The sequence below is a fragment of the Ramlibacter sp. genome (assembly GCF_028292805.1).
In the GTDB taxonomy this organism is placed as follows: domain Bacteria; phylum Pseudomonadota; class Gammaproteobacteria; order Burkholderiales; family Burkholderiaceae_C; genus Ramlibacter.
The window spans coordinates 1-22583 of record NZ_JAQGLS010000282.1; the positions used below are offsets into that span (position 1 = coordinate 1).

Annotated in this window: 4 protein-coding genes; 2 read left to right on the plus strand and 2 right to left on the minus strand. The window is 69.0% G+C overall.

What is annotated here, in order from left to right; translation table 11 throughout:
* Both JWP65_RS17070 and ligD read left to right on the plus strand, forming a co-directional pair.
* Positions 1 to 868: PA2169 family four-helix-bundle protein (locus tag JWP65_RS17070; protein WP_299765889.1), on the plus strand; the 868-nt coding region annotated here is incomplete at its 5' end.
* Between the two features lie 118 nt (positions 869 to 986).
* Complete coding sequence (gene ligD / locus JWP65_RS17075; protein ID WP_299765891.1) at positions 987 to 3536, plus strand: DNA ligase D; 2550 nt, start codon at positions 987 to 989, stop codon at positions 3534 to 3536.
* Between the two features lie 81 nt (positions 3537 to 3617).
* On the opposite strand, the gene JWP65_RS17080 is transcribed toward ligD, so the two are convergent.
* Positions 3618 to 4394, minus strand: a complete 777-nt coding sequence (locus tag JWP65_RS17080; protein ID WP_299765893.1) for a peptidylprolyl isomerase — start codon at positions 4392 to 4394, stop codon at positions 3618 to 3620.
* A 94-nt stretch (positions 4395 to 4488) separates the two neighbouring features.
* Positions 4489 to 22548 carry a leukotoxin LktA family filamentous adhesin gene (locus JWP65_RS17085; RefSeq protein ID WP_299765895.1) on the minus strand — a complete coding sequence of 6020 codons (18060 nt, stop codon included), beginning with the start codon at positions 22546 to 22548 and terminating at the stop codon, positions 4489 to 4491.
* Positions 22549 to 22583: the final 35 nt, after the last annotated feature.

Consider the following 22583-nt stretch of genomic DNA (forward strand, 5'->3'; position numbering starts at 1 on the left):
CCCGATCGGCGCGGCGGTGGGCGGCGCCGTTGGCGCCGTCGTAGGCGGGCTGGCCGGCAAGGCCGCGGCCGAGGCCGTCAACCCGACCGCAGAGGAAGCATTCTGGAAAGAGAACTATGCCAGGGAGCCTTACTACGAGTCCGGCCGCAGCTTCGACGACTACGGCCCGGCCTACCGCCTGGGCCTGTCGGGCCGCAGCCGCTACGATGACCCGTGGACCAGCGTCGAGCCGAAGCTGGCCTCCGAGTGGGAGACCACGCGCGGCAGCTCCAGCCTGGGCTGGGACCGCGCCAGCCACGCCTCCAGGGCGGCCTGGCAGCGCGCCGACCAGCAGTACCGCGGCGCGGGCAGCTCCGCCTCCGGCATGGGCGCCGCCGGCATGGTGGGCGCGGCCCAGTCGGCCGGCGACGACAGCGGCAGCAATGCCGACGTGCTCGACGTGCTCAAGGACCTGGCCGAGTGCAGCAAGGACGGCGAGTACGGGTTCCGCGAGTGTGCCGAGCAGGCCAAGCGGCAAGACCTCAAGACCACGTTCCTGCAACGCGCCGACGACTGCCGCTCGGCCGCGCAGGAGCTGAACCAGCTGGTGCGCCAGCACGGCGGCAGCGTGGATGAGGGCGGCAGCGCGATGGGCGCCATGCACCGCGGCTGGGTTTCCATCAAGTCCAAGCTGACCACGTACGACGACAAGGCCGTGCTGGAAGAGTGCGAGCGCGGCGAAGACAACGCCAAGGCCCGCTACAAGAAGGCACTGGAAAAGAACCTGCCGGCGGCCGTCCGCACGGTGGTCGAGCGCCAGTACCAGGGCGTGCAGCGCAACCACGACCAGATCAAGATGCTGCGCGACCAGGCACGGCTAAGCACCTGAAAATCGCTGCGCGATTTTCAGGTGCTTGATCAGTGTGGCCAGGACCGGCAAGGCCGGATCCTCGCCACATGGGAAACCGGGCCGCGCGATGCGGCCCGGTTCTCGTTGAAAGGGCCCAATGAGCGAAAAGACGGCACTGCAGAAATACCGCGACAAGCGCAACTTCGACGCCACGCCGGAGCCGGCCGAGGGCGGCGAAGCGAACGACGCTGCACGCAGCTTCGTGATCCAGAAGCACTGGGCCACCCGGCTGCACTACGACTTTCGCCTCGAACTCGATGGCACGATGAAAAGCTGGGCGGTGCCCAAGGGCCCCAGCTACGACCCGGCGGACAAGCGCATGGCGATGCCGACCGAGGACCACCCAATCGCGTACAACAAGTTCGAAGGCACCATCCCCGCCGGCAACTACGGCGCCGGCAAGGTGATCATCTGGGACAAGGGCACCTGGATCCCGCTGGAAGATCCGCACGAGGGCATGCGCGAGGGCAAGCTCAAATTCGAGCTGCGCGGCCACAAGATGCAGGGCCACTGGACGCTGGTGCGCATGAAGGGCCGTGGCAAGGGCCGCGAGGACCCCTGGCTGCTGATCAAGGAACGAGACGCGCTGGCCCGCCCGGCTACCGAGTTCAGCCTGGTGGACGAACTGCCGGACAGCGTGCAGTCGCTGGACGACCGTCCTCGGTCAACGTCAAACTCGGAATCAAGATCGAAGCAGGCAGCCGCTCCCACCCCCATGGACGGCCCGCCCGCCGGCGCCCGCGCCGCCGCCCTGCCTGCCACGCTGCAGCCGCAGCTGGCCGTGCTGGTGGACGAGCCGCCTCGGGACGTGCAGGACTGGGTGTTCGAGATCAAGTTCGACGGCTACCGGATGCTGGCCCGGGTCGAAGGCGGCGCGATCGCGCTGGTCACGCGCAACGGCAACGAGTGGACGGGCAAGCTGTCTGGCCTGGTCAAGGCGCTGCAGTCCATGGACCTGCCGGACGGCTGGTACGACGGCGAGATCATCATGCCAGGCGCCGACGTGCCGGCCGACTTCCAGGCGCTGCAGGGCGCGTTCGACAGCGCGCGCACCGAGCAGATCGTCTACTACCTGTTCGACGTGCCCTTCTGCGCCGGCCAGGACTTGCGCGACGTGCCTCTGGTCCGCCGCCGCGAGGTGCTGCAACGCATCGTCCAGCGCCAGCCACACCCCAACGTGCGCTTCAGCGAGGTGTTCGACGCGCCGCCGGCGCAGATGCTGCAGTCGGCCTGCCAGCTCGGGCTGGAAGGCGTGATCGCCAAGCGCGCGGATTCGGTCTACATGGGCCGCCGCTCCAGCGACTGGCTCAAGCTCAAGTGCAAGCAACGCCAGGAGTTCGTGATCGGCGGCTGGACCGACCCCAAGGGCAGCCGCACCGGCATCGGTTCCCTGCTGCTGGGCGTGCATGAAGACGACGGCAAGCTGCGCTACGCCGGCAACGTGGGCACCGGCTTCAACGAGCAGTCGCTGCGCGAGCTGCGCAGCCAGTTCGACGCGCTGGCCGCCGAACGCTCGCCGTTCCAGGCCGGTACCGGGCTGCCGCGCGGGGCCCACTGGATCGCCCCGCAGCTGGTGTGCGAAGTCTCGTTCGGCGAGTGGACGCGCGACGGCAAGATCCGCCACTCGGTGTTCCATGGCTTGCGCAGCGACAAGCCGCCGCAGGCGGTCGGCGTCGAGCCGGTGCTGCCGGCGCCCGAGGCCGGCAAGCCCGCGGCCAAGCCCTCCAAGGCGAAGGACAGCGTGACGGGGGCGGTCGCCCTGCCGGCCAGCCTGCACGTGAGCAACCCGGAGCGGGTGATCGATGCGCAAAGCGGCACGACCAAGATCGCGCTGGTGCGCTACTACGCGCTGGTCGGCGCGCTGATGATGGACCACCTGCACGGGCGTCCCATCTCGATGGTGCGCGCACCCGACGGCGTCGAGGGCCAGCTGTTTTTCCAGAAACACCTGGACCGCTACAAGATGGCCGGCATTGCGCAGCTCGACCCGAAGATCTTCCCCGGCCACCCGGCGATGCTGGAGGTGGTCTCGGCGCAGGGGTTGCTGGCCGCCGCGCAGATGAACGTGATCGAGTTCCACACCTGGAACGGCGTCAAGGGCGCCATCGACAAACCCGACCGGATGACTTTCGACATCGACCCGGGTGAAGGCGTAGGCTGGCCGCAGATCCAGGAGGCGGCGAACCTCGTGCGCGCCATGCTCACCGAGCTGGAGTTGCCTTGCTTTCTCAAGACCAGCGGCGGCAAGGGGCTGCACCTGGTCGTGCCCTTGCGCAAGCTGCTGGACTGGGACACGGTCAAGGATTTTTCGCAGGCAGTCGTGCAGCACATGGCGCACACCCTGCCCGGCCGCTTCGTCGCCAAGAGCGGCCCGACCAACCGCGTGGGCCGCATCTTCATCGACTACCTGCGCAATGGCTACGGCGCGACGACGGTCTGCGCCTGGTCGGCCCGGGCCCGTCCGGGGCTGGGGATCTCGGTGCCGGTGCGCTGGGACGAACTGGCGTCGCTGAAGTCCGGCGCGCACTGGACGGTGGGCAGCGTGCACACACGGCTGGACCAGGGCAACGAGCCGTGGGCGGACTATGAAAAGAGCCGCACCGCGCTCGGCACCGCGATGAAGAAGCTGGGCTTCGAGCGGGCTTGAGCCCCGACTGCAGGAAAGACCCTGCGGCACGGACTTCTTCGCGCTTTCCCCTTGGCCAGGGAGGCGGAGCCGGAACGAGCGTTATTCCACCGTGGCGCTTTCGCGCAGTGTCTTGATTCGGGCTTGCAGGGTTTGCCTGGCAAGAGCCTGGATCAACTGGGGCTTGACCTGGGCCATCGCAGGAGCGGTGAAGGGGCGCTGCTCTTCGAGCCGCAGTACCTGCCATCCGGCGCTGGTTTCCACGGGCGCGGCGGCGAGCTGCCCTTTCTCCAGCCCCTGCAGCGCCTTGACCACCGCCAAAGACAGCCTGCCCAAAGGCATCCAGCCGGTCAGCCCCCCCGACTCCCGGGTATTTGCATCGCTGGAAAACTGTGTGACCACCTGCGCGAAGGGGGCGCCGCCCCTGAGCTGCGCATGAACTTCTTTCGCCTGCTTTTCGTCCGCTACCAGCACATGGCGCAGGCGAATTTCCTGCGTGCCCAAGGCCTGAACCTGGCGTTGGTATTCAGCCTGGATGGCGGCATCCGAGTGCTGAACGCCTTGCAGCACCTGCTGCTGCCAGGCTTGCGCGAGGGCATTTTGACGCGCCAGATCAAGCCTGGCCCGAACCTGCGGCTGCTGGTCCAGACCAGCCTTCACCGCCGCCTGCGCCATCAGGGTCTGATTGATCAGCGTCTCACGCAGCACCGATTGAAGTTGCGGCGTGTTGACTGCACCGCGGGCGATCTGTTCCTGGAGGAGAAGCTGGCCAGGCTCGGGCGGCTGTGCCTCGCCATTGACGCTGACCGCGAACGCGGCGGGCGACTGAGCCAGGCCAGGGCTTGCAGTTGTCAGCCCGGCCAGGAGAGCGGCGGACAAAGCGAGCATGGAACGCGAAAAGCAAGCGGGCAAGGGTATCTGCATAAAAAGTTACCAAGGGTTCAGGCTGAAAAACAAAACGGGCTGCCCTGGTTTAGTAGCCCTTCGGCAGGGTCTTGGTTCCGCCAGCCACTTCGACGGCCAGCTGGCTCGGCGCCAGTCCTGTGACCTGACTCACGCGTATCGAACCGGCCTGGGTTGTCAGCTTGCTGATTCCGACGGGTCCGGCGACCGACAGGGTGCCGAGGCTGATGCTGCCAGACCTGGCAAGCACATCCAACAAGCCATTGCTCACATACAAGCCACTGCCCGAAATCGCGTTTCCACCTGTCCAGGAATTTGCGGCATCCAGCTTGATCCCGGTGCCGGCCCAAAGCGTTCCGAACGCCAGGCCACCTGCAGTGGACATCGCGCTGATCATGCCCCCTGACCCGGTCGTCAGGTTGCCCAGCGCGGCATGGCTGCCGCTGGTGATGGTGATGTCACCGCTGGCCTGGCCAGCGCTTAGAAAGGTGCCGCCGCCCGACTCCAGCAAGGCATCGCCCATCGTCACGGTGAAGCTCCGAATGGTCAGCGCCTCGCTGCTGCGGGCGCTGAAGGAGGTCCTGGCGGTGGCGGCGTTGATGGTGACTGCACCGGCCAGCGACTCCACATCGACGCTTGACGTGACGCTGGTCAGCGAGCCGGCAGTCAGCCCGGTGCCTGCAGCCAGGGTCAAACCGGTTTGCGCCCTGAGGATGTTGGCCGTCATCGCCCCATTTGCATCGGCTGCAATGCTGCCGGCCGTGGAGGTCAGAGTGCCAAAAAGCGCGCCGCCTTGGCTTCGCAGGTTCATGGCCCCGCTGGTCGTGCCGGTGCCGGCAACGATCAGGTCGGTGCCAGCCACCAGGCTGGCCGTGGCCGCGCCGAAGGCCTTGACGGTCAGCGCATCGCCGCTGGCGGCGTTGAACGCTGTCTTGGCGATGACGCTGTTCATCAAGAGCGGGCCGCTGCCAGTGGTCACATCCACGCGGGACGTGACGCTGGTCAACGAACCGGCTGTCAACCCGGCGCCTGCCGACAGTTCCAGCCCGGTTTGCGCTCTGAGGGTGTTGGCCGTCATCGAGCCTGCGGCATCGGCTGTGATGCTGCCGGCCGATGACATCAGGGTGGCAAAGACGGCGTAGCCATCGCTGCGCAAGTCCATGGCGCCGCTGGTCGTGCCCGTGCCGGCAACGGTCAGCCCGGTACCCGCCTCCAGCCTGGCCGTGGCGGCGTTGAAGGCCTTGATGGTCAGCGCATCGCCGCTGGTGGCGTTGAACGCTGTCCTGGCGATGACGCTGTTCATCAAGAGCGGGCCGCTGTCCGTGGACACATCCACGCGTGACGTGACGCTGGTCAGCGAGGCGGCGGTCAAGCCGGTGCCTGCCGACAGGTCCAGCCCGGTCTGCGCCCTGAGGGTATTGGCCGTCATCGAGCCTGCGGCATCGGCTGTGATGCTGCCGGTCGTTGAGGTCAGGCTGCCCAATAGCGCGTCTCCAGCGCTTTGCAGGTCCATGGCGCCGGTGGTGGCGGCAGTGCCGGCAACGATCAGGTCGGTGCCCGCCTTCAAGTTCGCCGTGGCGGCATTGAGGGAGCCAACGGACATCGCACCTTGCAGCGCCCGCGCGTCGAACACGGTCTTGGCGATGACCGCACCGGCGCTGAGTGATCCACCTGTGGAAGCCAGATCAATCCGCCCTGCGGTCGATGCCAGCTTGCCGAAATCGGCATTCCCGCCGGCCCGTGCAACCATGTCGCCGGGCAGGGATGCGGAAGAGACAGCCATGTCGCCGCCCGACGTCACCGCCACGTTGCCACGTGCGGTGCTCACCGTGCCCGCGCTCAGGTCGCCGCGAGCGGCAGTCAGGGCAACATCTTCGATCGCGGACACCCTTTGGGCTTCCAGGTTGCCCGCGTCGGTGGCGGCATGCACGGAAGACATGGCGCTGGTCAGCATCGACGCTTGCAGGCCGGTCCCGGCCGTGATCGTCACCGCCCCCCTGGCCGATCCCGCCAGCAGGGACGCTGCTTGGCCGGCGCTCACCGAAAGCAGTCCTGTGCTGCTGCTGGCGTTGGTCAGACCGATGTTACGCACCGCGCTCAGTGCCACGTCGCCCTGCGCGCCGGTGAAGGCTACCGACAGATCGGCGCCGCTGGCCATCGCGACCTTCCCGGCCGATGCCAGCACGCTGGTTGCCTTGATGTCGCCCGCCGCCCGGACATCCATGTTGTTGGCGGCTCTCCAGGTCACGCCCTGCACGCTGCCGCCCAGCGCGGCCAGGTTCAGGTCGCGCCCCGCTGAAGCCGAGGTCAGCTCGATCGAGCCATCTGCAGTGGCTGCAACGTCCCGGTTGGACAGCACGCTGCCCAGGGCGATGTCACCATCGGCGCTCAGGCTGATGCCACCTGTGCCGGCTGTCACGTTGCTGCCGGTGATGTCACCGCCGGCGCCGATCACGACCTGGCCGCCGGCGTTGTACATCACCCCGGTGATGTCACCACCGGCCTCGGCAAAGATGCTTGCACGCGCCCTCACCGCCGCCGTGTTGTGCATGTTGCCTGTCGCGGTGGCGAAAAAGTCGAGTCCGGAATTGACCGCATTCAGGCTGAGATCGAATCCGGCCGCTCCCTGCAGGTACACGGAATACCCCAGGGCGGAAGTGGCATTGACACCGCCGGAACCGACCTTGACCACCATCGGATTTCCGGATTCCCCGACCGATCCACCCAGCGCGGTGAGCGTGAGTGTGCTGGCCTCGATCGAACGAACGGCACGGTCGCCGGCTCCAGGGTAGTTGGTCACCGCACGGGCGTCATGAATGGCACCGGTGGCCGACAGCGTGGCGCTGCCCGGGGTGTAGATGTCGGCGGCGCGCATGTCGCCGATTTCATGGATCCAGATGCCGTCGTTCGCACGCGCCACCAGCGTGCCGGTGGCGTTGTTGGCCAGGGTGATCTGCAGCGGCGTGGCGGCCGAGCCGATGCTGCCCTGGGCCGCTTCCAGCACCGCCTTGCGGGCCTGGATGGCAGACACGCCGGCATTGGCAACGCTCAGGATGGAGTCCGTCACCTTGATGCGAACCTCACCGGGCGCCTTGATCAACTCCAGATTGGCGGTGCCGCCGCTGGTGTAGGTAGCGGTCGTGTCGGCACCGAGATAGACGAAGCCGCTGGACTCCACGTTCAGGCGGTTCGACAGCACGTTGAAGGTGTCTTTTTTGACCACCGTGAGCGTCCAGTCGTCCCGGTTCAGGACCATGTCGTCGCTCTCGGCCGACATGATCGCCAGGCGCTCATCGGCCGTCAATTCGGGTGCCAGCCCCCGGGCGATGCGGTCTTCGCGCCTGAGCGATATCACCACCTGCCCGTCGTCGTGGCCGACCTGTCCGCCGGAGCGCAACACCACGCGATTGCCCACCACGTTGGGCTCTTCGATGCGGGTCTGCGTGTCGGTGCTGCTCTTGCTGAACACGGCGCTCGGCAAGGGGCTGTAGAGCTCGGCGTCGGTCCATGCGGCCAGCGCGCCAACCTCCGACTTGCCGTTGGCCGCGTTGGCCACGTTGATGGCCGTGATGATGCCGTCGTTGTCGGTCTGGTAGCCGGTGTCGCCGAACTGCGCGTGCAGCGCCTTGACTTCGGCCGTGCGCGCCGCCTCGATGTCCGTGATCTGCGTTTCGCTCAGGCCGCCCGTCAGGTACTGCTGGCGTTCCTCATCACCGAACCGGAAGACGAAAGTCGCCGGATCGATCGCATCGGCCTCGTAGCTGCTCACGTTGCCGTTGCCATCGGTCACCACGTTGCGCACGTCGCGCAGGCTCCAGTAGCGGCGGAACTGCGAGCGGGTCGTGGTCAGCGTCAGCTGCCGGCTGTTTTCGGCCGAGCTGCCCTGCAGCGCGGCCTGGTCCCACAGCGCCAGCAACTGGGCTTCGGTGCGCTCGTCGCGCGACTCGTTGCGGTTGTTGTCGATCAGGTCGCCGGCCGTCTCGAGGTACACATCGCCACCGCTCACGAGCTGGTTGACCCACAGGTTGCCGGTTCCCTGCTTGATCGCAATGGCGTTGCGCGCCTGCGCCGTGAGGCCGCCGTTGGGCGCATCCAGGGTCTGGATGTTCAGCGTCGACTTGACACTGCCGTCCGCATTGAATTCACCGATGCCGCCGCGCGGCGCCGACAGGAAGATGCGGTTGCCGCTGACATGGACCTTGCCGGGATCGAGGCCGACGATGCTGCCGTCGCCATCGAGCCAGACATCGCCCTGGGTCGACACCTGGTTGATGCGCAGCGCGCCGCTCATGCCCTTGAAGCTGATCGGACCCGTCTCGGACACGGCGGTGAACGACCCTGCCCCGGTGATCACGTTGACCGGTGCGGCCTCTGCGCCGATCCCGGTCTTCGCGCGAAAGTTCAGGTCCACGCCCTCCACCACCGCGCCGTTGTTGAGCTGGGTGATGGAGCCCTGGGTCGAGGTCAGTGCCACCGTGCCGCTGTCGTTGGTGATGTTGCCACCCAGACGGATGTCACCCACGCTGCTGACGTTGAGCACGCCGTGGTCGTAGCCGATCAGCTCGACCTTGATCGGATGGTCGGCCTTGACGCGCTGCGTGAAAACGTCCTTCATGCCGACCTCGGTTCGGCGGTCCACGTAGTAAGTCTTCTTGATGCACAGGAAACCGCAGGTGCGCCAGGAGCGGTAATAGGTTTGTTTTTCCGCGTCGGTGATGAACCGGTCGGACTGGATGGAGAACGAGCCGCCGCCGACAGGCGTGACGGTGCTCACATAGACATCTTCGACCAGCGCATTGGCGGTCTTGACGTAGGTGTCCACGCTGGTCCAGTTGGTCGAGCCGCCGGGGATGAAGCCAAGCCACGACGATGTCTTCAGGTAGTAGCGTTTTTCCGTCGAGTAGTCGTAGCCCGCCGACCAGGAATAGGTGCTGTTGGCCGCCGGGTTGTAGGTGAAGCGCGCCTTGACGCCATCGATCTGGCCGCCCGGCGAGGAAGCGGTGCTGGAGAGCACCGCAGAGCCGACACCCCGCCCGGCCGTCACGGTGGCGCGGAACACGCCGTCCTCGTCGCGCTGGTAGGTCGTGACCTCGTAGGCGCCATTGCTGTTGGCCACCGGCTTGCTCATGTCGGTGATGCGGATCACGCCGGCCTCCCCGCCGGTGTCCAGACCCAGAAGATCCAGGCCGTAGCCGGTCTGGTTGTCGATGTTGATGCGCGCATAGCCGTCGAGCGCGCGCACCACGCCACCACCGGTGTTGATGACCGAGCCCACCAGCTCGACCAGGCCGCCTTGCACGTTCGTGGCCGCGACCTGCAGCCGGTTGGTCTGTGCGTCGAAATAGACGATGGGTTGCAGCCGCCGCGTCGCCATCGCCTGCAGCATGGTGGTGCGCTGGCTGGCCGAGATCGTGCCGTTGGCGAACTGCTTGTTGACGTCGGCCTCGCTGTCGGTCGGCAGCGCACCGGTCAACTGGACCAGGGACGATTTGCCTTGCGACAGGTAGAGCCCGCCCTTGTTCTTCCATTCGTTGGCCCAGACGGTGATCTTGCTGCCCACCGTGCTGTCGCTGAGCACCACGTTGTAGTCGGCCTGGCCCGACTGCACGGTGCCGTTGATGTTCAGGTAGCGGGCACCGATGAAGATGCCACCGCTCGCATAGACCCCGCCTGCACCATTGACCACGCAGTTGGCGTTGTAGCTGGTGGTGGTGGTGCCCGGGCGCGCCGAGCCGCACGCTGTCACGCCCAGGTTGTCCAGAATCCTTTGCTGGTCGTCGTTGTAGTGCACCGCATACAGCGACTCGGGCGAGCCCCCGACCGACTGGCTGATGGTGGGCGAGGACAGCACGAAGTTCTTGCCCGCCGACACCTGGATTTCCTTGCCGTCCAGGCGCGGGGTGTAGCCCGGGTTCTCGGCAAAGACCGAGATGCTGCCGGCGGTGTTGATCAGGGCTATCGTTCCCAACTTGTTGTAGAGCCAGCCGTTGACGCGCATCTCGGGCGCGCGCATCTGGTCTTCGCGCAGATCAGCCCAGGTGCCGTCGGCCGCGGTGGCGATCACGGCGACATCGGGGTTCCACGCCGCGCCCGGCATGTAGGTGTTCTTGATCGTCAGCTTGGGCAGCTCCTGCGACGCGCCACCGCCGCGCGTGTCGATGCTGTCCACGCCCAGGCCCGTGGTCTTGGCCGTGGTGTTGAGCGCGCCAATGTCGGCCGCGCTCATCAGGTAGGTGCCGTTGTACTTGGCAAAGCCGCCGTTGGCGTCCACCACCATGTCGTGCACCCGCAGGTTCAGCGGACTCTGGTTGTCGATGTAGATCTCGGAGTCGGCGCGCGCCATGAGCGAGGCCGAGCCGGTCACGTTGTCGCCGAACAGCTCGATGTTGCCGCTGCCCGCGCGCAGGTCCAGGATGTTCAGGAAGTTGGCGGCCACGCCGCTGGAGGCCACGATGACCTTGCTGCCGTCTTCCATGGTCATCTCTTCGGCCAGCCCTTCATGCAGCAGCGTGGCGAAATAGAAGCTCAGTTCGGCCTCGACGAAGGCCCTGACCTCGGGCACGTCGCCGTAACGCGCCATCTGCGCGTACAGCCGGTCGATGTAGGCGCCCGCCGACGCCGACAGGTCTTCGTTGGTGATGGTGTAGCGAACGTCGCCTTCGCTCTCCAGAACCTGGCCCCGCAGGCCGATCACCAGCCGCTGCTTGTTGCCGAAGCCGGCCTCGAACGCGCCGTTGAGCACGGCGGTGTTGCCCAGGTTCTTGGTCGAGCTGCCGTAGTCGCTGCTGATGCCCATCAGCTCGCCCAGCTCGCGCGTCCAGTCGCTGACCTTGCCCTTGCCTTCGACCACCAAGGTGCCTTCGACGCCACCCAGCTTGATGGTGCCGCCGGAGCGGACCGCGTCGGCATGAACCGTCAGCGCATTGTTCAGGTTGAGCGTGGCCTCCGCATCGGGGTTGATCGACACCGGTATCGCCGAGTGGTTGAACAGGTCGACGCGAGCCGTGACGAAATGCTTGTTGCGGTTGAAATTGCGGTCCTGCCCGGCCAGCAGGCTGAGGTCTTGGGTGCTGCGCAGTTCGCTGCCGGCGCCCAGCGTGACCCGGTTATTGACGTTGGCCGTCGCGTAGGCATTGCCCTGGGCCGCCGCCGCCAGGCCATAGGTCTTGGACACCGAGTTGGCCTCGATGTCGATGGATGACAGCGCGTTGACCGAGGCCTCGCCGTACACGTTGACCCTGGTGTTCTGCCCGATAGCGGCATCGGCATCCGCGTTGCTGCTGATGCGCGTGTTGACCATGGCAATCGGCACCGCGCCGCCGACGTCCATCTGGGCCCGCGACGAGCCGCGCACTTCGTTGTACGCGCGCAGCTCCAGCAGATCTTCCAGCAGGATGCTGGCGTTGCTGCCGATGCTGGCCGTGGCATTGCCGTTGAGTTCGGTGTGCACGTCGGCGCCGGCGCCGCTGAACACACCGCCGCCGCCACCCACGGCGCTCTGGCCCATGAGGTTGGTGCGGGCCAGGTCGTTGGTGGCCAGCACGCGCAGGCTGCCGCTGTCCAGCGTCGAGCCGTCGAGCAACCGGGCCGTCGCGGAGCCATCGAGCGTGGCCCGCGTGACGGCGCCGGAAGCGCCCACGGCCGCCGCGTTCACGGCGCTGGTCGTGCTGTCGTAGCGCACCTGGCGGCTGGCTTCGACCGTGGTCATGCCACCGACCAGCAGCGCGCTGCCGGCCGTGACGCCCAGGTCGGCGACGACGGACTGGCCGTGGTTGACCGTGGCCTGGGCGCCCGCGCCCGCGACCACACCGCCCGAGCCGGCCACGGCGTCGCTGTCGATGAACCCGCTGCCGCTGGCCTTGACTTGCAGGCTGCCGCCCACCACGCCCCGGATGCCCGCCGCATCGACCTCGACCGAGGTGTCGCTGACCGCACTGGAGAAGGCCATGCCCAGGCCCACGAAGCCGGCGCCGATGCCCACGGCGCTGGATTCAATGCGCATCGAATCGGTGGCCGTGACGCCGGCGTCCCCGGTGCTGACGAGCAGCGTGCCCGGCGCCAGATCCACTCTCGACAGGCCGGTGTTGGTCGCGGTGGCCGCGGCGCCGGTGGCGCCGAGCAGCAGCGCGCCCGCGCCGGCCGAGGCCTGGCTGGTGACAGACGCGTCGCCCGACCCCAGCACCGACGAGACGTTCACCGTGCCGCCCTTGAGCGTCAACGCGCCAAGGCCGGTGACCGACACGTCGGAATCGACATGCGCTTCGCTGATCGAAATGCCCACCGCAGCGCCGCCGGCCACGGCCACGCCGACGGCATCGGCCTGGGCATGCGGATTGGAACGGGCCGAGATGGCCAATGCGCCCTGCCCCGCGTCGAGCGCGGCGCCGCCGGCCAGCGTGACACGCACCGTGCCGCTGTCGCTGGCTGTCGCGCCGGCGCCGCTGCCGGCAAACACCCCGGCCACGCCAGCCACGGCCAGCGCCGACACGCCGCCTTCGCGCGCCGCCGTGATGGCCACGCCGTCGCCGATGACGCTGCCACTCACCTGGGTGGCGACACTGCCGCCCTGCTCGGCCGTGGCCACGACCACGCCCACGCTCGCCACGCCGACCGAGGCGCCGAAGGCTTCGCTCAGCATGGACGCCTGGTCGAGCGCGGTCACGCGCACGGCGCCACCCGCGTTCACCTGGCCCGACAGCGTGGCCGAGTTGGCGGTCCGGTTGCTCGCGATCGAGACCGCCGCGCCCACGCCAACGAAGCCGCCCGCACCGGCGATGGCGCGGCTCGTGATGGCTGGCGAGCCTTGCACCGGGGTGCGGGTGCCCGAGGCGATGGCGATGCCGTCCTGGCTGGTGAGCTGGCTGGCGCTCACGCTGGCGCTGTTGGCACCGCCCAGAATTGTGACGGCGACACCGGCGCTCACGCCGGCGGCACCGCCGCCCGCGACGGCGCCCGCGTTGTTTTCGACCGAGGTGCGGTCCAGGCTGCTGACCGTCACCGCACCGGCCTGGACGCTGGTCGCGCTCAGGTCGGCCGAGGTGGAATGCAGGCCGGCGGCACCACCGAAGGCGCCTGCGGTGTCGTAGCCCGCGCTGGCGTTGAGCCCATCGGCCTCGCCCTGGCGCAGCGAAGAACCGGTGCCCTGCACCTTGTTCGACTCGGTACCGGCGGATACACGGCCCATCGTGCTGCCGCTGCCGCTGTTCAGTTCGGCCGTGGCGTTGCTGTCGGGCGCGCTGCCGAACAGCAGCACACCGACCGCGCCGCTGATGCCGGCGGTCCCGCCGCCGCCCGCGGTGGCCGTGATCATGTCGACCTCGGCTTCGCGCAGGGCCGTCACGGCCAGGTTGCCGCCCACGGTGAGGGCCGATCCGGTGGCACGGGCCGCCACCTGGCTGCGCCCGATCACCACGTTGGCGGCCGAGCCCACGCCGACCACGCCGGCGGCACCGGCGCCGCCGGCGTTGTGGTTGATGTCCACCGTCTCCAGCGCCGCCACCGACAGCGACTCCACGCCCGCGGCCTTGGTGAACAGCGCCCGGCTCGATGGCGAGCCGGCGGCCGGCGCACCGCCGCTGACCCCGGTGTAGACGATGGCGGTCAGCTGACCGTCGCCCAGCGTCGACAGGTCGGCCGAGTAACTGCCGTCGGCGTTGAGCGTCGCGGTGACTTCGCGGGTGCCGTCGAAGACCTTGACCACCGCGCCTTCGCCCAGCGACGCAGGCTCCTGCACCACTTCAAAGCTTCCATCTTCCAGCTGCGTGCTGATCTCCCGCGTGAGCACCAAGCGCGCTGTGCCTTGTTCGTCGGCCGTGATGACGCCGTCGCTCGAGTCCAGCTGCAGCGTCACGCCCGCACCGCCAGCGAAAGCCACGGTTCCGGTGGCCCGGGTGCGCCGCTCGAGGCTGGAGTCGCCGCTCAAGGCGGCTTCGGTGTTGCCTTCGAGCACGGTCACCGCCGCGCCGACGGCCGCGCCGGCAATGCCGCCGCCGCCAACGGTGACGGCCACCGCCAGCTCTTCGGTGACGTTGGTGGCATGGATCTTCACGTCGCCATCGGCCTGCAACTGGCTGTCGTGCACCAGCGCGCGGACATTCGAGCCCGAGACGTTGACGGTGAAACTCAGGCCCGCGCCGGTCACACCACCACCGCCGATGGCACCCGCGATCTGGTTGCTGCGGTTGGCGCCTTCGGCCAGCACGCTCAGGTCCCGCGCGGCGATGCTGGAGCCGCTCACACGCGCCAGCGTGTCACCGCCCAGCAGCACCACGTTGCCGCTGCCGGCCACGCCGGTCGTGACACCGCCGCCGGCACCGGCGGAGATCTGCGCCACGGTCGCGGTCGACACCGCCCGCACGCCGGCGTCGTTCACGGCCCGGACGGTGGCGCCACCCAGTACCTCGGCATGGCTGCTGCGCGTCACGGTCTCGGTGCCGACCGCACCGGCCACGCCGGTGGCCTCGCCGCCGGCCACCGTGGCGACGGTGCTGGCGATCAGCGCATGGTCGACGGCCAGCACCATGACGTCCTGGGCTTGCGACCCGCCCGCCAGCGTGTTGATGCTGGCGCCGTCCACAAAGGCGCGGGTGCTGCCCTCGATGCTGTCCACGTTCACTGCAGCGCCGACACCCACCGTGCCGCCGCTGGTCACCGTCGTGAGTGCCGCGATCTGCTCGATGGAGGTCGCCTGAACGGCAACGCCGCGCCGCATGGCGGTGGCAAACACGGGGCGCGACAAGGCCGCGTCGGTGACGGCCGTGATGTTCATCAGGTCCGGTGCGGACGCGAGCGCCGCCGTGTTGGCGCGCACACCGTCCGCGTTGGCCAGGCCACTGGCGGCAGTGTCGGCCCCGCCGATGCCGGCCGTGGTGTGGCTGGTGATCATGTTGACCAGCACGCCGCCGGCCACGCCGACGCCCGCCGCACCCAATGCGCCGGCCCCGGCCAGGGCCTTGATGCGGGCCTGGCTGTCGGCCGTGACCGCCACGCTGTCCCAGGCTTCCACCTGGGCGCCGCCGTCGATCAGGGCCGAGGTGGTGGCGCCGAGCATGCTGACGGCAACCGAGCCTTGCACGCCCACCGTGCCGGAGGCGCTCATGCCCACGGCGACGGTGTCGATCTCGACGGCGGTCAGCGCAGCGACTTGCACGTCGCCCGTGCGCACATGGCCGGCACCGGTGCCCGAGAGCGCGGCGCTGACCTCGGTGGCCACGCGGTTGACCGCCAGGGCCGCGCCCACCGCCGCCGTGCCGCCGCCGGCAAAGTTGCCGGCCAGCGAATCGATGTCGGCGGCGTCCTGCGCCTGAATCTTCAGCGACCCGGTGTTCGCGCCCTCCAGGCTGCTGCCCGTCCAGGCCGCGCGGACCGTGTCTTCCAGAATGTTGGTGGTGTTGGAGCCGGTCAGCGCGAAGGTGCCAGCGCCGCCCGCCGCGACGCCCATAGCCTGGATGGTCGAATCCGAGCGTGCCAGCACCTTCACCGCGCCCGTGACCTGCAAGTCGCTGTCGCGGACCTCGGCCAGCACGAGCTTGCTGGCCGCCTCGTCGGCCGCCGTGCGGCCCAGGAAGTTGAGCGCGAGGGCCGCGCCGACCGCAGCGGTGCCGCCGCCGGACACGGTGCCGGCGAGCGACCGGATGGTCGAGGTGTCGCCGGCCAGCACATCGAAGGCGCTGGAGGCCAGGTGCTGGGTCACGTCCGTCACACGCGCACGCACGGTGGACGTCAGGCTGTTGGTGGTGTTCGATCCGTTGACCGCCACCGTGCCGGCACCGCTGCCGGCAGCGGCGGTGGACTCGATGGTGCCGGCCATGCCGGCCTCGACCGTCACCGCTCCGCTGGTGCCCAGACTGGAGCTGGCCAGCTGCGCCGACACGGTGCTGGCGATGTCGTTCACGGCGACCGCGCCGCCGATCGCGTTCGTGCCCGCGCCGTTGACCACGCCGGCCAGCGAAGAGATGCTGGCGGTCTGGTTGGCCAGCACGTCCAGCGTGCCGCCCGCGGCCGTCTGCACGAGGTTCGACACCTGCGCCGAAACGACGCCTGCGATCAGGTTGCGGGTCACGCTGCCGTTGATGGCGTTGCTGCCCGAGCCGCCGCCCGCCACCGCCACGCTGTCGATGTCACCGCCCAGCGCCGCATTCACCCGGACCGAGACCGGGGCGGCGAGCCTGGAATTGGTCAGGCCGGCATGGACACCGAACTCGTCCGAGCCGTCGCCCATCAGGTTGACGGCCACCGCCCCGCCAATGGCGCCCGCGGCGCTGCCCGATACCGCACCGGCCAGCGCGTCGATGTCGCCGGACTGGGCCGCATGCACCGTCAGCGAAGTCGCCGTGCCTTGCAAGGTCACGCCATCGACCAGGGCCGTGGTACTGCCGTTGAGCCAGTTGACGCTGGACGACCCGGCCATGGCGTAGTTCGCGCCGGCGGCCGCCAGCGTGGCCGACAGCGTCTCGATGCTGCCTTGCGCATCGGCCCGCACCGACACGGCGTCCGAGGCCGTGATGGTGGAGGACAGGATCTGCGCCGAGCGGCTAGCTTCGATGGTGTTGAAGCCGAACGCCAGCGCGGCCGAGTAACCTTTCGACGCGGTCAGGCCGCCCGCCAGCGAGCGGATGCGCGCGCTGCCCGCGCCGCCGTCTTCGCCGGCCTGCACGTCCACGTTGCCAGCGGTCACCGTGGCACCGCTGATGCGCGCATCGGTCACGTCGCCGATCTCGTTCCAGCTGAACGCCCCGGCAAAGGCCAGGTTGCCGTCGCCGGCCACGCCCGAGGCCGCTGCGGACAGGGTGTCGCTGGTGTTGTTCGCCCGCACCCCGACATCGCCGGTACCCACGTTCACCACGGTGTCATGGACCGTGGCTTCGTTGCCCGCAGCCCGCGTGCTCACTGTGCCGTTCGCGTCGCTGTAGGCCCGGCTGCCGGTCTGGTTGTAGGCCAGGGCCGCGCCGGCGGCCGATCCGCTGCCGCTGCCGACCGCAAAACTCAGGTTGCCGGCCAGGCTGAAGATGTGGCCGGTGGTGCCGGATTCGACCGCCAGGCTGGCCGCGTCGACGCTGCCACCGCTGACCCGGGCCTGCGTCTGCTGGCCGATCAGGTTGACCGATGCCGAGCCCATGCCCGAGAACTTGCCTTTGGTGGCGCCCAGTCCGGCCGAGATGGCGATGATGTCGGCATTGCTCATCGCCTCCACACGCACAGCGCCGGCCGCCGTCACCGTGCCCTCGAGTTCGGCGCGGTAACTGGTCTGGATGGTGTTCTGCACATAGGACAGGCCGACGCTGTTGGCATTGTTGCCCAGCGTGACGCCAAGCGCGCCGGCGACGCCGACGATGCTCTGGCCGCCCACGGACGACTTGAAGTCGTCGGTGTAGCCGTTGCTGCTGCTCTGCATCTCGTAGTCGGTCACGTACGAGGTGCGGACGTCGCCCATCATGGCGTCGAGGCTGGCGTCCGACGGCGCGCCGCCGGCCTGCAGAGCGAGGTCGCCCGACAGGCTGACCCGCGCGCCGCCGGTGATGCCGGCAGACACCTGGTTGCGGATCGCGTTGAACACGAAGGCTCCCATGAGCTGGCCTTTGGAATCCGAGGCGGTCTGGATGCCCGCCACGGCGCCGACCCCCACCACCTTTTGCGAGCTCAGCGCAGCCACGCTCAGGTCGTGCACGTCACTGATCGAGCCGCCGGTGACCTGGGCCGAGGTGCCGCCCTGCAGATCGACCAGCGATATCGTCGCGCCGATGCCGGCCGAGCCCTTGCCCTTGCTGAACGAGAAAGCGCCGCCGCCTGCGCCGACGCGGCTGCGGTCGTAGGCCACCACGCGCGCGTCCAGGTCGCTCGGCACCTGCTCCAGGCCGGACAGGGTCGAGCCCTCGATGCTGGCCGCGGTGTCGTCGCGGACCTGGGTGATCGACGCCGAGCCGACGATGGACAGGTCGCTGGTGCTGCCCGCGGACAGGTTGACCGAAATGCCGGTGGCCACGGCGGTGCGCTCGCCGCTCTTGAGCGCCTCCACCGTGAGGCTTCCCGCCCGGTCGGCCAGCCCGGTGACGGTGCTGCCCACGATGCGTGCCGTGGTGTCGTCGTCGGAATCCTGGATCGCCACCGCGCCGGCAATGGCCGAGCTGAAGGTGGTCGAAGAATTGTTGGCCATGGCCAGCGCGCCGCCGCCGGCCACGCTGACCTGCGTCAGGTCGGACAAGGCCCGAACGCCCACGCCGGTGCTGCCGCCACTCTGGCCGAGCACGACGGCGCGGTCGATCAGCGCCGTGGTGTCGACGTCGCTGAAGTTGGTGACGACGGCACCGGCACCGGCGATGGAGAAGGCCGGCGGCTTGCTCTCGCCTTCGCCTGCCGCTCCACCCCCGCGCTCACCTTCACCGGCTGCGCCCTGGGCAGTGAGCGAGTCCCCCACGCCGCTCAGGGCGGCCGTGCCGGAGCCGTCCAGGCCGGACTGCGCGCCACCGCCGCCACCACCACTGCCGGCCTTGTCGCCCATGCCCGAGGTGCTGCTGCCCCCGGCCATGGCGCCGGCCACGCCCACGGCCACGATCAGGCCGTCGCTGCGCGCGCCCACGTCGAGCCGCCCGGTCCGGATGGAACCGGCGGCGCCCTCGGCGGTGTCCACACCGCCACCGTCGCTGTCGTTGTCGCCGATGGAGGCCCGGGTGGTGCCGGTGATCTGGTTCATGGCCACAGCGATGCCCACGCCGGAGTTTTCGCTCTTGGTCACGGCGCCCGTGACGGCGAGCACGCCCAGCGACAGGTCGGCATTCACATGAACGGACTGGGCGTCCACATGGGCCTCGCGGCTGATCGACGCCAGCGTGGTGTCGTGGAGCTTGTTGTACGACACCATGCCGTTGGCGGCCACGCCTTCGCCGTCGCCCGAGGTCGGCGACAGGGTCAGCAGCCAGTCGGTGGTGTGCGCGGCCACATCGAGCTGGCGCGTCTTGATCACGGCCCGGTCGGCAATTGCGGCAATGGCCGTGTTGTCCCGGGAGACCAGGGAGAAGGTGCCGCCCACGGCGCCGCCATCGGCCCCCGCGGTCGAGCCGTCGCCACCGGCCATGTGCAGTGTCTGCACCAGGTTGCTCGCGCGCACCACGGTCGACGCGTCGAGGCTGCGCGTGAGGTTGATGGCGCCGCCGGCTTCCACGCCGATGTCGTGGACGCTGTAGCTCCAGGGGGCGGCATCGGCCACTGTGGTCTGGATCCGCGCGCCGGTGTCGACCCAGGCGCGGGTGTCGGTCTTCAGGTACGACAGGCTGACCGCGCCCGCCAGCGCCAGCGAGGCGTCCGAGGCGGCACTCGCCCCCACGCGCGTGTTGAAGCCGTCGACCAGCGGATCGGTTCCACCCATCAGGTTTTCGTAGGCCTTGAAGGCGTTGCTCCAGTCCAGGCCCAGCCCGGCCGAATAGAACTCGGGGATGTCGCTGGCAGCGTTGACCGCCACATGGCCGGCCGTGATCTGCGCGTTGGCACCCACCCGCGCCTGCGTGGTGAAGGCCTGGTCCGCGTAGTTGAAGGCGACGCTGAGCGCCACGCCCTGGGCCTGCGATTCGGCCGCCGCCTCGGTCACGCTCTGCAACTGGCCGACCAGGGTCTGGGCGTCGACGACGGCATCGCGCCCGGCCGTGATGTGGGCACCGTCGCCCACGGTGGCGCGCGTGGTGTGCGCGGACTCGGACCAGGTCATCACGCCCGCCATGCGCAGGGCCGGTGGGCTAGCCGCCCCGCCGGACGCTCCGTCGGACCCGGCCGCGAGCTTTTCGGCCATCGCCAGGAAACCCGCGAGCAAGGTATCGCGCGCGCCCTCGACCGCGTCCTCTTTGCTGTATTCGAGCGAAGCGGGCAGCGGCGATGCGGGCTCTTGCTCCGCTGCAATGGCCGAGCTGGCAGAAATGACGTCCTTGGCTACCGCGTTCAGGGCCAGCACGCGCACGTCGCCGCCTGCGTCGACGGTGCCGTCGACCGCCACCGAGGTGTCGGTTTTCTGCAGGGACAAGGCCCCGACCACACCGGCCGCGCCGTCGCCGTACACGGTCACTTCGGCCGCGGTTTCGTAGCTGCCGGCATGAAAGGCCTGCACATGGATGCCGCCACCGCTGGTGAGCACCGCGCCCGCGCCGACCTTCACGGCCGTGGTCACATCGGACTGGGAGCCGGCGAACACCACGGACGCCACGTTGGCCGCACCGGACTGCTGGTCGGTTTCGCCCGCCGCCGCGCTGTTCATCGCGATCGCCGTTTTCGACGCCGCGACCAGCTCGATGTCCTTGCCCGCGTTCAGCTGCGCACCCGACTGGATGTCCACCAGCGTGCTGCCGGTGACGCGTGCAAAGCCCGCGCTGAGGTTCACACTGGAGGTGCCACCGGTCTGCAGCTCGGCGCCCGCCGTGCGCTCGGCCAGCGCGCTGATGGAAATGTCATCCGTCGCGGCCAGCACCGCCGTGCCCCGCAGCCTCACCGTGGCATCGCCCTTGGCCTCGACGTAGGCCATGCTCAAGGACAGCGGCAGGTCCAGCCCCGCCCGGCCCAGCGTCAGGTCGACCAGGGCTTGCTGCACCGCACCCGCATCGCCGCCGAACACGGCCGACGATTCCACCGAGGCTGCCAGTTTGATGTTGCGGCCCTTTAGCATGCCGGCCACATCGATAGCCGCATTGGCATCGGCGAGGCCGACGAGGGTTCGCCCGTTGCTCGTGTTGCGCGCGGTCAGCGTGATGTCGCCGGCGCTGTAGTTGCTGCCGCCCTGGTTGACCACGGAGGCGTCCAGCAGGGCGCCGTTGTCCACCGTGATGTGCTTCGCGGCAATGCGAATGTCGCCGCTGTCGCCCGTGGACGGGTTGCTGTTGTCCGTCTCGTCACCACCGATGGCGTTGCGGGTGTTGATGATGGCGCCGGGCTTCATCGTCCAGGAACCAAGGCCGTCGTACTCGAAATCGGCGCCCCCGGTCCGGTTCACACCCTCGAGCGTTGCATCGGTGGGGTCGACAAACACCCGGCCTGCCCGCCCGGTGTCGCTGCCCGCGTTGAAATTCATGCTGCTCAGGCTCAGCTTGCGCAAGCCCGAATACTCGATGGCGCCACCGGCGCCGGCGCCGTCGCCCCGCGCGCGCAACTCGGCACCTTGTTCGTTGGCGATGTCGCGCTGGGCGAACAGGGTCACCTGGCCGCCGGCCTCACCGGCGCCCGCGGCGCCCGAGGCCGAGACGCGCACGTTCGCGCCGACGTCGATGTCCTTGCCCGCGACCACTCGCACGGCGCCCGCACGGCGCCACAGGGAGCTGTCGGAGATCAGCACGCCATCGAGCCTGATGGAGCCGGGGGTCGTGATGTCAATGACACCATCGAGGTCCTGCAGCGGCGCCAGCGATTTCAGATCGCCCAGGTTCACCGCCGAGCCGGCAGCGCGCCCCTGAACCGTCACCTGCCCGCGGATACTCACCGCACGGCTGGCATCGGCACCGGCACCGGCACCCGCCATGAGGCTGACGCCGTCCAGCGCCGTGACCCGACCCTGGATGTCCACCGCGCCGCTGGCGGAGCGCTCGAACTCACCGGCCAGCAGGCCGTTGACGGTGGCGCCGGACAACACGCCACCGCCGGCCAGCAGGCCGTCGACAAAAGCGGTGGACGGCGCGGCGAACGACAGCCGGCCGAGGTTCACCTGCCCCGTCGGCCCGACCGCGAAGCCGTGGCTGTCGATGAACATGATGTTGCCGCCGATGCTGCCATTGGCCAGGCGGCTCTCCAGCAGCCCGTTCACCCGCACCCGGGCGTCGCGCACGATGTTGACCCACCAGTTCGCACCCGAAGGCACCGCCATCCTGACCGTGTCGCCCTGCCCGACCTGGAACGCCGAGTAGGTGCTGAACGCGTTCCCGTCGCGCAGGCTCTGGGTGGAGACCACCGTCTGTTTGCCCTGGGTACTGACCACCGTCGCCGTCTGCCCCACGCCGGTGAGCGGGGTGATGACGGTTTGCGCATGCACCATCGGCCCGGTCGCGCCCAGCGCAACCGCCGCGGCCAGTGCCAAGGGTCGCACGCGCACCAGCAGGCGCCGGCGGGCAAGGCGGGCCGTCCGGGCGCGGGTACGGGCGCGGGTCGTCAGTGCAGAGAGTTTCATGGCGGTGGTCCTGATGGCCGTCGAGCGCGACAGCG

Excerpts from the sequence above, each read along its gene's own strand:
- ligD (WP_299765891.1), top strand. The coding sequence starts at position 987 with ATGAGCGAAAAGACGGCACTGCAGAAATACCGCGACAAGCGCAACTTC.
- JWP65_RS17085 (WP_299765895.1), bottom strand. The coding sequence starts at position 22,548 with ATGAAACTCTCTGCACTGACGACCCGCGCCCGTACCCGCGCCCGGACG.